Origin of the sequence: Rhodopirellula halodulae, assembly GCF_020966775.1 — a bacterium.
Taxonomy (GTDB): domain Bacteria; phylum Planctomycetota; class Planctomycetia; order Pirellulales; family Pirellulaceae; genus Rhodopirellula; species Rhodopirellula halodulae.
Genome location: NZ_JAJKFV010000030.1, coordinates 226,772 through 238,911, shown reverse-complemented (window position 1 = coordinate 238,911; position 12,140 = coordinate 226,772). Strand labels below are relative to the sequence as shown.

General features: G+C 55.2%; 8 protein-coding genes and 1 riboswitch. Of the genes, 4 read left to right on the top strand and 4 right to left on the bottom strand.

Going from position 1 to position 12,140, the window contains the following annotated elements:
• The first annotated feature begins 553 nt into the window (after positions 1-553).
• Positions 554-1,234, top strand: coding sequence for a hypothetical protein (locus tag LOC70_RS22950; protein ID WP_230256390.1), 681 nt, complete (start codon positions 554-556; stop codon positions 1,232-1,234).
• A 134-nt stretch (positions 1,235-1,368) separates the two neighbouring features.
• On the opposite strand, the gene LOC70_RS22945 is transcribed toward LOC70_RS22950, so the two are convergent.
• On the bottom strand, positions 1,369-2,406 hold the full coding sequence (locus LOC70_RS22945) for a ribonucleotide-diphosphate reductase subunit beta (RefSeq protein WP_230256389.1): 1,038 nt from the start codon (positions 2,404-2,406) through the stop codon (positions 1,369-1,371).
• Between the two features lie 91 nt (positions 2,407-2,497).
• Positions 2,498-5,422: a ribonucleoside-diphosphate reductase subunit alpha gene (locus LOC70_RS22940; RefSeq protein WP_255716551.1), complete on the bottom strand. Its 2,925-nt coding sequence runs from the start codon at positions 5,420-5,422 to the stop codon at positions 2,498-2,500.
• Between the two features lie 308 nt (positions 5,423-5,730).
• A riboswitch (cobalamin riboswitch) is annotated at positions 5,731-5,962 on the bottom strand.
• 114 nt (positions 5,963-6,076) lie between these two features.
• On the opposite strand from LOC70_RS22940, the gene LOC70_RS22935 reads away from it, so the two are divergent.
• Positions 6,077-6,913: an HPP family protein gene (locus LOC70_RS22935; protein ID WP_230256387.1), complete on the top strand. Its 837-nt coding sequence runs from the start codon at positions 6,077-6,079 to the stop codon at positions 6,911-6,913.
• A gap of 8 nt (positions 6,914-6,921) precedes the next feature.
• Here the strand turns inward: LOC70_RS22935 and LOC70_RS22930 are convergent, their stop codons facing one another.
• Together LOC70_RS22930 and LOC70_RS22925 are read right to left on the bottom strand one after the other, a co-directional pair.
• Positions 6,922-8,394, bottom strand: coding sequence for a sigma-54-dependent transcriptional regulator (locus LOC70_RS22930; protein WP_230256386.1), 1,473 nt, complete (start codon positions 8,392-8,394; stop codon positions 6,922-6,924).
• Positions 8,391-9,623, bottom strand: coding sequence for a PAS domain-containing sensor histidine kinase (locus LOC70_RS22925; RefSeq protein ID WP_230256385.1), 1,233 nt, complete (start codon positions 9,621-9,623; stop codon positions 8,391-8,393). The genes LOC70_RS22930 and LOC70_RS22925 overlap by 4 nt, the downstream gene beginning before the upstream one ends.
• A 494-nt stretch (positions 9,624-10,117) precedes the next feature.
• Here LOC70_RS22925 and LOC70_RS22920 point away from each other — a divergent pair, with 494 nt between their 5' ends.
• Positions 10,118-10,438, top strand: coding sequence for a hypothetical protein (locus LOC70_RS22920; protein WP_230256384.1), 321 nt, complete (start codon positions 10,118-10,120; stop codon positions 10,436-10,438).
• 128 nt (positions 10,439-10,566) lie between these two features.
• Positions 10,567-11,979, top strand: coding sequence for a Na+/H+ antiporter NhaA (gene nhaA, locus LOC70_RS22915; protein ID WP_255716550.1), 1,413 nt, complete (start codon positions 10,567-10,569; stop codon positions 11,977-11,979).
• Positions 11,980-12,140: the final 161 nt, after the last annotated feature.

The window sequence follows — 12,140 nt, the reverse complement described above, 5'->3', positions numbered from 1 at the left end:
GTGTGCCCGCACTGCTCATTAATTTAGGCTCCAAGTGTTGGATGCAGAGTTTATCCGTATCTCGCGAAGACACCAATCGTACTAGCGATGTTCAGCCACAATTCAAGGCACAGACAACTGTGGCGCGTTCGTGCAATCCCAGCACGCACCGGTGGCCGACACCGGATGGTGCTTCGCCTTTGCTTTGCGGGAGCTGAGGCGGTGAACTTTCGCTTGGGTGTCAACTCCGCTTCGTTCACCCGACGTTTTCATCTCGATCGTCTCGATATCATGCGACTGGCAATAAAAGCTCTCTTGGACCGAGGAATTGGATTGCGTTTTTTTGTGCCGCGATTAACGGAAGCCTCGGACGATTGGTGAATCGGGTGGGCATCGACATTGAGACCGTGACGAATGCTTCCGTTTCGGGAGATGGCGTGGGTCGTTGCGTGATGCTCTATCATCCATTGACGTTGGTGATCACCGTGCGGCTCGGTGAGTCTCGCCTCCATGGTTGATGACGTCTTGGTTGTATCCAGTTCAATTTTTCGTCCGACTCACGGCTCCTGACTTCATGAAGATTCCTTTCGCGATTCTGCTGTTCTCGATCTTCGTTCCGACAACGGTGATGGCCCAGGGAAACGGCTTTGGTCGGCGGCAAGTCAAGCAGATTCTGGCGGACCGCCCGGACATGAAGCCGGTGATCGAAAGGGATCATCCGATCTATCAATGGGTGGTCGCCGGGTTTGAAGGGAGTCTGCTCGGACAACGGATCTACTGGAACGCGAATTCGCCGACCACCGGACGACCCGCGGAGCACGCGGCGGCCTACGGGCACTATCCGCCGTTCATCAGCATCTCGGGAGGATCCGAAACCACTCCCGTCGATAAATGGGCGGCGGTTGTCTTTGAATTGTGCAACCTGAAGAACGATGACAAGTTCGCTCAACTGGCCAAGGAGGCTGGCGCCGGCAAGCTGTCCGCCGATGAGTACGCGACGGAATGCGTGATGCTTGAATATGACGCTCAACTGCTAACACAAAAGGTGTTCCAGGACCATCCGCTTCCGGACAGCTCTCATGGAAAGGACGGCTGGTACAATGCGTGGGTAAAACCTGTTCTGCCCACGGCGGAAGTCTTTCGGAAGAAGCATGCCGTTCCAGGCAGTCCACGCTGCAACTATGACTTTTTCAGAACGACCTACCAGTCTCACATCGCTCCCCACATTCCACCACAACCCGCTGAAAGCCCATGAACCACGGAAGAATTCTCGGTGTCGGCACCAGAAAAACGGGCAAAAGCTTCTCGGTCTACCGAGTGGAAGGCAAATGACACTCCGTCGACCGCAAACAGTTCTTCGCGGGATTTCGATCCGCGGTTGAGCCACGATCAATCCCAGCTCAGACTTCCCGCGGATTGATACTCGGTGACACGAGTTTCGAAGAAGTTCTTCTCTTTTGCTAAGTCCATCGTCTCGCTCATCCAAGGAAACGGGTTGGAGGATCCGTACTGAACCGGCAACCCGATCCGCTCCAAACGACGATCCGCGATGTGTTGGACGTAGTCACGGAATAGGTCCGCGTTCAATCCCATCACGCCCGTCGGCAGACAATCCGCGGCGTACTCCAATTCCAACTCGACCGCATCGCGAACGTGTTGCACCATCTGTTGCTGGAACTCCACCGTCCAAAGCTCCGGATTCTCGGCTTTGATTCCATTGATCAGATCGATGCCGAAATTCAGGTGAATGGTTTCGTCACGAAGGATGTACTGGAACTGTTCTCCGATCCCTGTCATCAAGTTGCGGCGATGGAATGACAACACCATCACAAACCCGGTGTAAAAGAAAATGCCTTCCATGATCAGGTAGTAACCGATCAAGTTCTTCAAAAAGGCTTGTGCGCCCTGCATCGTGTCCGTCGTGAAGTTCGGGTCCAATACCTCACGCGTCAACGCCGTTTCGAACGCGTCTTTGCGAGCGATTGTCGGCACCTCGTGGTACATGTTGAAGACTTCTTTTTCGTCCAGACCAAGACTGTCGACCACGTAGAGAAACGTGTGCGAGTGAACCGCTTCTTCGAACGCTTGTCGAAGCAGGTATTGCCGACATTCCGCGTTGGTGACGTGTTTGAAAATCGCCAACACGAGGTTGTTGCCCACCAAGCTTTCCGCAGTCGAGAAAAAACCGAGGTTTCGCATGATGACGTGACGCTCGGCATCGCTTAGCTGACCGCTTCGCCACGTTTCGATGTCCTTGGTCATCGGCACCTCCGTCGGCATCCAATGATTGGCACAACCATTGGTGTAGTGTTCCCACGCCCAGTTGTACTTCAGCGGCATCAACTGGTTCACATCCACTTGATTGCAGTTGATCAGACGTTTTTCGTCGGCGGTGAAACGTCGCGTTGGGTTTGTCTTCGCGTTCATAAGATTGATTGAGAGTGAGTGGTGGAGGGATTCGTCCTTGTCTGGAGATCGCTGCCGTCATCCGATGGAGCAGCGAGCGATTCGGCGGGAGCTATTGGCACGCTTCGCAGTCGGGGTCCGACAGCAAGCAAGCCGACACGGTGGGCTCCGCCAAATTGGGAGATGCGACCGCGGCGTTTTCACGATCGATGCGAATATCGTTGGATGAACTTTGCGACTTCATCCAACGCGGCTGGATCCCGTGACGGTTGACATCCACCGTCGATTTTTCGACCTGCGTCGCCGCCAGCGATCGCAGGTAGTACGTCGTCTTCAGACCTTTTTCCCAAGCCATTTGGTACATCGCATCGATGGTTTTGCCACTTGGTTTGGCGACATAGAGATTGAGCGACTGTCCTTGGTCGATCCATTTTTGCCGACGCGAGGCGGCTTCCAACAACCACTTCGCGTCCAATTCGAACGCGCTGACGAACAGTTCTTTGATGTCCGCAGGAATGCTTGGCATCTCAGCCAGCGTGCCATCGTGATACTTCAGCTCATCCAACAGATCGGCGTTCCATAAGCCACGTTCTTTCAGGCTGGATACCAGAACCGGATTGACCTGGATGAAATCACCGGAAAGGTTGCTTTTGGCGTACAAGTACTTGTAGGTCGGTTCAATGGACTGCGAGACACCGACGATTGTCGAGATGGTTGCGGTTGGAGCGATCGCCAAGCAATTGCTGTTTCGCATTCCATGTTCGGCGATAGACTGCCTGACCTCCGTCCAATCCATCGTTTGCTGGGTGTCCATGCTGCACGCCACGCTGCGGTGTTTCCGCACCAGCGAAACCGTATCAATTGGCAACAGGCCTCGGTCCCATTTCGAACCTTCGAACGTTTCGTATTGGCCACGTTCGCGAGCCAGTTGCGACGAGGCATGGATCGCGAAATAGCTGATCTGTTCCATGCTTTCATCCGCGAATTGCATGGCTTCTTCGCTGGCGTAGCTCAGCCCCAGCATCTGCAAAGCGTCTTGGAATCCCATCAACCCCAATCCGACCGGCCGATGCCTTCGGTTCGCCGTTTCGGCTTCCTTCGTTGGATAGAAATTGATGTCGATCACGTTGTCCAGCATTCGCATGCCCGTCGTGACGGTCTGGCGAAGTTTCTGCACATCCAGTCGTCCATCAATGACGTGAGCCGCCAAATTGACGCTGCCCAGATTGCAAACCGCGGTTTCTGATTCGCTGGTATTGAGCAGAATTTCCGTGCAGAGATTGCTGCTGTGCACCACACCGACGTGGTCCTGAGGACTCCGCAAATTAGATGGATCTTTGAACGTGACCCAGGGGTGGCCGGTTTCAAACGTGCGAGTCAGAAGTTTCCGCCAAAGCTCCAATGCCGAAACCGTTCGGTGTTGTCGCAGCTTTCCTTCCCGAGCCATTTGTTCGCACAGTTCGTAGCGACGATTGAATTCTTCACCATACAAATCATGCAGATCCGGAACCTCGTCCGGTGAAAACAAGGTCCACGATTGATTGTCGCGAACCCGTTGCATGAACAGGTCCGGGATCCATGCGGCGGTGTGCATGTCGTGAGTGCGGCGCCGGTCATCACCGGTGTTCTTTCGCAGATCGAGGAATTCCTCGAAATCCAAATGCCAAGGCTCCATGTAGGCACAGACCGCTCCTTTGCGTTTGCCGCCCTGGTTCACCGCCACCGCCGCGTCGTTCACGACTTTCAGAAACGGAATCACGCCTTGGCTGGTTCCGTTGGTGCCTTGGATCAAGGCACCGGTGGCACGCACGTTGGTCCAGTCGTTCCCCAGACCGCCCGCCCACTTCGAAAGCATCGCGTTGTCAGAAAAACTTTTGAAGATATGCGCCAGATCATCCTGCACGGTGGTCAGGTAGCAACTGCTGAGTTGTGGATGGCAGGTTCCTGAATTGAACAGCGTCGGCGTGGCACTGGTGAAGCGGAACGTCGACAGCAGTACATAAAACTTGATCGCACGTTCATCCCGTTGGTTTGGTTCTTCCGCCAAAGCCAGGCCCATCGCCACTCGCATCCAAAACATTTGTGGCGTTTCAATTCGCCGGCCGTCGAGATGCAGCAGGTAGCGATCGTAGAGCGTCTGCACGCCCAGATATCGGAACGCCTGATCGCGCTGCGGCACCATCGCATTCGATAAACGATCCAAATCAAACGACTTCAACTCTTCCGAAATTCGCTTGGCCCGGATTCCTTCGATCAAGTTCAATTCGAAGCGACTGCGGTACAGAGATTCGAAATCGGGATCAACCTGTGTCACCCCCAACGTTTCTCGGTAGAGCACCGCTCGTTGCAAAGCCGCCGCCAGCCGATCGTACGCCGGGTCGCGTTCGATACGACTGCGTGCGGACAGCACCAACAACTTCGCAATGTCACGGGGCGTCATCGCGTCAAACGCGCCTCGCACGACTTCGTCGACCAGATCCTCCACATCGATTTCGTCCGTGTTGGCCTCGGGGATGGCTCGCAAGAAACGCAACAAGCGACCGCGTTGAAAAGGAATGCGAATTCCCGGTTCGATCTCCACATTCAACCGCGAATCATTGTCCGTGTGGGACGCGGGCAGATCATCCAGTTCGTTGCTCGTCATCCGCACGGCACGTTGGCGGGCGTGCTCGGTCCGGTAGAGGATGTAACGACGCGAAACGCGGAAGTGCGAGCGTTCCATCAACCCGATCTCGACACGGTCTTGGATCTCCTCAACGCTCAACGTTTGGCCGGCGTGCGTGGACGTTGCCTGGATCACGCACGCGATGATGTGGTCGATTTCGGATGCGACGTGATCTTCGGTGATTGTTTCGCCCGAGTGCTGGGCTTCCGCTTCAAATGCCTTACGCAGTGCATTTGCGATTCGTTGTGGGTCAAACGGGACGATGCGACCATCACGTTTGGTGACTCGGATGGTCGAGACAGCGGCTGATTGCATTTCAAAGATCCTTTCTGAAGCATGCCGTGGTCTCACCCGCGGACATCTCACAGTCATCGTTTGCACGCAATCACTTCGATGTGCACCACCCCCGATGAAGATCGTCTCCTGCAGGACAAGTCAGATTGCCACTGCACCGCGGCAAAACAGGGTTCGGCGATTCAGTGAAGACGGATTTCTTCTGTTGTTCCGAGCGTCTCCTCTTTTTCAAAGCGTCATTCGACGCGCAATGGAAGAGACGCAGGAAACGTAAACGAAGGGGCGTTGAGCAACGCAGTGAAAGCACGCCAAGGTTGATATCCGACGCACGTCGATGGTTGCCATCGATCCAACGTCGCAACGATCGCCTCAATCCAGGAAGGCACAAAACCGTCTCGATCAAGGTAGGTCTTCTGACTCACCACCCTCATTGATTCCATCGCCTTCTCACCCGCCGATACAGCGAGCAATGACGTAAAACAGAAAGGAATTCAATCGCGATCGGTTAGGATCGCAGGCGGCACACAGCGGCCGGACCGTCCCGGAATTTCACCGGAGTTCCCTGTTCCTCGTCATCGTTTGCTTGCAATGACGAGCACCTTGAACGGCCGCGAATATACCGATGCATGATGACGTGTCAACTTGGTTGGCTTCCCTTGACGACATCGCCTTGTGATCTAACCTACGGGTGAATTGCAGTGGGAATCGCGATGAGCGGACATCGCGAACTCGATGCAATCCAACTCTGTTCAGTTGAACTTCATGCGAGCGTTACGATGGCTCGGCATTGAGATCGTTGAAACCAGTTTCACTGATAAATTGGTTTCGACCATCGGTGCCACTTGCGCAATTTTGTGCGTGATTTGGATCACGCAGTGGAACGTACCGGCAATCGCTGCTGCCGGAGTGGTTGCATCCATGGGTGCGAGTGCGGTGCTGCTGTACGCGGTTCCCCATGGCCCACTCTCACAACCCTGGCCCGTGCTGGCGGGACACACGTTGTCGGCCATGATCGGTGTCACTTGCCAACAATGGATCTCACATCCGAGTCTGGCGACCGCGGCCGCCGTCGGGTTGGCGATCGGCCTGATGATCCAGTGTCGCTGCATTCATCCGCCCGGTGGCGCGACCGCGTTCACCGCGGTGATGGGTGGCACCGCGATCCACGAATTGGGATATGCCTACGTCATCTATCCCGTTTTCTTGAATGCGTTGGTGATGGCATCCGTCGCAGTTCTCATCAACGCGCCGTTCGCGTGGCGTCGCTACCCGGCAGCATGGCGAATCGATCGTAAAGAAAACGTCAACCTGCAACAACGCGAATTGTCGCTGGATCACGAACGCGTCTTGTCCGCCATTCGCTCCCTCGACACGTTTGTCGATATCAGCGAAGACGACCTGACGCAGTTAGTCCAAACGTTGAACGAATCGATGCCGTCCAACCAGTCACCGAGCGAGCCAACTCCCGCAACGGTGAGGCTACGCCAATCCGAGTCTCGATGGCAACAATCGGACGAAAGCGATTCATCGATCTCGGTTCCCAGTGAGTCTCACCCGCGGTCAAGCTAGCATCGCGCCTATAACTCCGTGGTTTGCCGGAATTCGTTCGCGTCGATGCCATGTCGTTTCAGCAATTTGTTCATGCCTTGGCGTGACAACCCGGCTTGTCGAGCTGCACTGGCAATCACCCCGCGATGTTTTGACAACAATGTTTTGAGGTAGGTTCGATCCGCTGTGTCCAACGCTTCGTCTCGCGAAACCTCCGCCAATTCGGCAACGGACAGGCTTTCCGAAACAGACGGCTCTCTGAGCGGTCGCGGCAAATCGTGTGGTTCAATGACATTGCTTTGTGCCAACGCGATCGATCGCTCCACCACGTTCCTCAATTCGCGAATATTTCCTGGCCATCGATAGTGGTGGAAACACTGAACCGTCGACTCCGCGAATGATTGCACGTTCGAACCCTTCGGGCGGAGCAGTTTTAGGAAGTGATTTGCTAGCAGCGTGATGTCATCGCCTCGTTCGCGAAGCGGTGGCAACTCCAGGTGAATCACCGCCAAACGATAATAGAGGTCGCGTCGGAACTGTCCGCTATCCACTTCCGCGTGAATGTCACGGTTGGTCGCGCACACGAATCGAGTGTCCACGCGAATGGATTCTGTTTCGCCGACCGGAGTGAACGTTTGCTCCTGAATCAAACGCAGCATTTTTGCTTGGGAAGCGGCGGGCAACTCCCCCAGTTCATCCAAGAACGCTGTTCCGCCATCCGAGGCTCTCAGCAACCCCGTCTGATCACGCACCGCTCCCGTGAATGCGCCTTGAACATGCCCGAACAGCACCGATTCGAACAGCGACTCTGGGATGGCCGTGCAATCGATGACTTGAAATGTGTGATTGGCACGATCACTCAATCGATGAATGAGCCGAGCGATGACTTCTTTGCCGGTGCCGCTCTCGCCAGTGATCAACACGTTGGTGTTGCTGCTGGCGATCTTCTGCACGATGCGTTTGATCTCCGCCATCGACTCGCAAGTGCCGATCACCGAGGAAGTCGCCTCGCTGTCCAGACTGTCACTGGCCAGACTGTCACTGGCCAGACTATCACTGGCTGTCGTTTCACCGGATGATTGGTCGCGTCCCGCATAGGTTGTCTCGACCGATGCCGTCGCCCGCGATTGCCGAGCTGTGGACGACAACGCCTTTTCGACGGCCGCGAGCAGCTCCTCGAACTTGACGGGTTTCAATAGATAGTCCGTGATGCCCAATCGAATGCTTTCGATCGCCGACGGGATCGATGGCACGCCAGTGACAACAATCATTGGGATCTGTGAATGCCGGGTTCGACCTTCGTGCAGCCATTCCAGCTTCAAATTTCCTGGCATATTGAGGTCGGTCAGGATGAGATCGAATGAATGCTCCGCCGCAACGGTACTCGCGTCCTCAGCATCCTCCACGCAAACACACTCGTACCCTTCCTCGCGAAGAAACTCCGCGGTGGTTTCACGGTAGAGCGGTTCGTCGTCTGCGATCAAAATTCGTTTTGGCGTCATTGATCACTCCCCACATCAAGATCCATTTTTCGAGGCAGTCTCACCACAAACGTCGTCCCCTTTCCCGATGAACTGTCGACGTGAATGTTGCCGTGCATTGCCTCGACCAATCCCCGGGTGACCGAGAGTCCTAATCCCATGCCTTGTCCGACGGTTGCTGTCTTCGTGCTGAAGAAGGGCTCAAAGATGCGGGCGATCACCTCGCGATCCATTCCGACACCGTCATCACTCACTTGCAGTTCAATCTGTCTCCCGACCTCCGCCGCGGCAACTCGAACACATTGACCGGTGGAGGAGGCTTGAATGGCGTTGTGAATGAGGTTCAGCAAGATTTGTTTTACCTCCCCCTCACGCAGGCACACCTCCCCCTGTCCCAGTCCGCAATCCGCAGGCAATTTGGGCGTGTCCCATTGAATCTTCACACGCGCCTTTCGAGCCATGGGATGGGTCAGCGACGCGACTTCCGCCATCATTCTTTCTAGGTCAAACGTTCGCGGTGTTTGTTGGCTCGGTCCATACAGTTGATACATTTGGTGAGTGATTCCACGGATACGTTCAATCTCCGCATCAATCAAATCCAACTTGTCATGATGTTTGACATCTTTGGGAAGATGCCTTTTCAGCAACGCAAACGCGTTGCGTATTCCGGCCAACGGATTGTTGATTTCATGGGCCACTCCCGCAGCCAACTCGCCCAAGGCCGCCACCTTTTCCATCCGCAGCCGATGTTGTTCGAGCTGCGCGATCTTCGCCGTGCGTTCCTCCACCAGTTGTTCAAGATGCAGGTTCTGCAAACGTAGCATCTCACGCATCTGCCGACGTTCCGTCACGTCTCGAACACTGGTTCGAAAGCCAAACGCAACACCGTGTTCGTCGATCATCGGCTGCCATGAAATCGCCATCCACTTGCTGGTTCCGTCACGATGCTGGACGCGGAACTCGACATTGTTTCGTGTCGTGCCCAACATCGCGCCCTTCATTGAATCGGCCAGCAACGGTCTGTCCTCTTCGGCCACAACCGGCAGCGGATAGTCCTCCATCGCCAAACACTCCTCAGGCGAGAAACCGGTGAAACGAGTCACCGCCTTGTTCACCCATAGAACTTCTCCGGTCGCTGAGTGCCAGCTTTCCCAATCCACCGTGCTCTCAGCAATCGCGCGAAAGAAACGTGCCGCAATGGGGTCCCCACGCCGCGGCGTGCTGTTTGCTTGTTGATCGGTTTGCGTCATTTCAACACCTCATTCACGCCGCCTGGCATCGAAACAATGTTGGGTTTGTTCGTCCATTCGTGTCGTCGAAATTCGGAACGCCCGGCACCCATACATATCGAATTGACTGTCCGGGCGTCATGAATCGACGGACGCCTAAACGTTCAGTCTAAACGCTACAGTGAGAATGGGAGTGCGCGTCACCTCCGGTTGACGCCCCCGGAAACGTGCTGTGACAGGTGGCGACGTTCTGCGTGCCGCCGCGGTCTAACTCAAGTACCAAGTACCGTTCGTCACGACCTTCGAAATGACCGTGTTTTACGGGATGAATCGACGTGAGCACGTCCGCCGAATGCGGAAGGGCTGATTCGCAACCTCTTCGTTTGGTCTGTTGCTTGCACCTTGGTGGAATTGAAAGCAAACGGCAAAGTTGCTTTGCACCTCACCGGTTGAAAACGTCTGTTCAGGAACGGCGTTTCTTCGACTTTCCACACCATCGAACGGAGTGGTTTCTGATGATTGCCTTGATCGAACGAACGATGAGCCCGTCCACCCGATCGCCCTCGGTGCCAACCGAAAGCGTGCACGCTGGCGTTGACCAAGTTCAACAAGATCGATGGTCGGGGCGTCCGCTGAATGAGCCAACGTCCGAGGTGTCCGAAACTTACGATGAGAATCGTTTCTTGGTGCGTCTCATCGCTGTCATGGCAGTCCTGCTTCTGACGCCCGCCGTATTGGTGTTCGGCGTGCTGATCGTCTCTCCAGACTTCTTCGCGTTTGACATCACACCGGACAAAGATTTCACGAACTGGCGCCCCGGCCAGCATCCTGACTAGAGCGACGACGTTTTGTTTCCGCTCAACTCGTTTCTCTGCCGCTGTTTCATTCTACGCGTGCAGCTTGGAGGAGAGTCTGGTTCACGCACATCGAAGCCAGCCGACAAATCGTTCACGAAAAGGATTTTATGGTCGCCCCGAATTCACCGTTCCCACTGCCGACGCAGCCCATCGATCGCTGGCTTCGACCGGTTGCAAGATTCCTTCATATTCAAGCAACCAGTGGTATTGTGCTGTTGCTCTGCACCATGGTCGCCCTGGTTGCAGCGAATTCACCTTGGGCGGAACAGTATCTCCACTTCTGGCACACGGACGTTGTGCTGCAATTTGGGAACGCGACGTTTCATCATGATCTGCACCATGTGATCAACGATGGTTTGATGGCAATCTTCTTCTTTGTCATCGGACTGGAGGTGAAGCGTGAACTTGTGCATGGATCGCTATCAAATTTGAAGCAATCTTCTCTCCCCATTGCCGCGGCAATCGGAGGCATGATTGTTCCCGCCGCGATTTACCTCTCGCTTCAGTTCGGGCAGCCCGGAATGAACGGCTGGGGAATTCCGATGGCGACCGACATCGCGTTTGTGGTCGGGTGTCTGGCGGTGCTTGGGCCGCGGGTGCCTCATAGCTTGCGAATACTACTGTTGTCATTGGCAATCGTCGACGACATTGGTGCGATCCTTGTCATCGCCATCGGTTACACCGAGTCGCTTGACGGTCGCTACCTGTTGCTAGCCGCATTCGCCGTTGGAATCGTCCACTTCATCTCCCAAATCGGAGTGCGTCGCTTTCCGCCTTACGTTTTGCTCGGTGCCGCGGCATGGATCTGTCTGCATGAATCGGGAATCCACGCGACGTTGATCGGCGTCATCCTGGGTCTGATGACACCAGCCAAACCGACGCTGGTCCCTGAACGCTTTCGTGACTATCTGCACGAGAAGGAACGGGAATTCGATCAACGAACTTGGCACCAACGCAGTCACCGGGCGGAGGTTGTCAAAGAGGTCCAACAACTGACGCGGGAAACCGTGTCACCGCTCGAATACCTCGAAACGACGCTGCACCCGTGGACCGCCTACGTCATCATGCCGCTGTTTGCGTTGGCCAATGCGGGCGTGAAGATCGAACCCGCATACCTAGCTGATTCCGTTGCAATTTCGGTCGTCTTGGGTTTGGTCGTTGGAAAGCCACTGGGAATCGTTCTATTCAGTTGGGTGGTCGTGCGAACGGGCATCGCACAGTTGCCTCACCGCATCAACTGGCCGATTCTGATCTCCGGCAGCTTCCTAGCAGGCATCGGGTTCACGATGGCACTGTTCATTGACGGTCTGGCATTCGGTGCAGAAGGACTCGACACAGCCAAGACCGGCGTTCTATTTGGATCGGCGATCAGTGCAGTCATCGGAATTGCATTGCTCGTTTGGACGTTGCCTCCGTCACCGTCGTCACCCTCGTCCGATGAAGCCGACGACAGCAAATCGGCACAACAGAGGATGGTGATCCACCAATCCACACAGCAAATCGAGGTTCGTCTGAATTAGATCGACGACCGCAACCAGATCGCGAATAGCACGAGCAACAAGACCGTGAGTTGCCCCGCGAGTGTTTTCGTTCGCGACGTTTTGGTGGCTGAGTCGTCGGAGTGCTTCGACTCAAATGGGTTCGCTTCGTTGACGAGCATCATTGCATTCTCTCGCGTTGA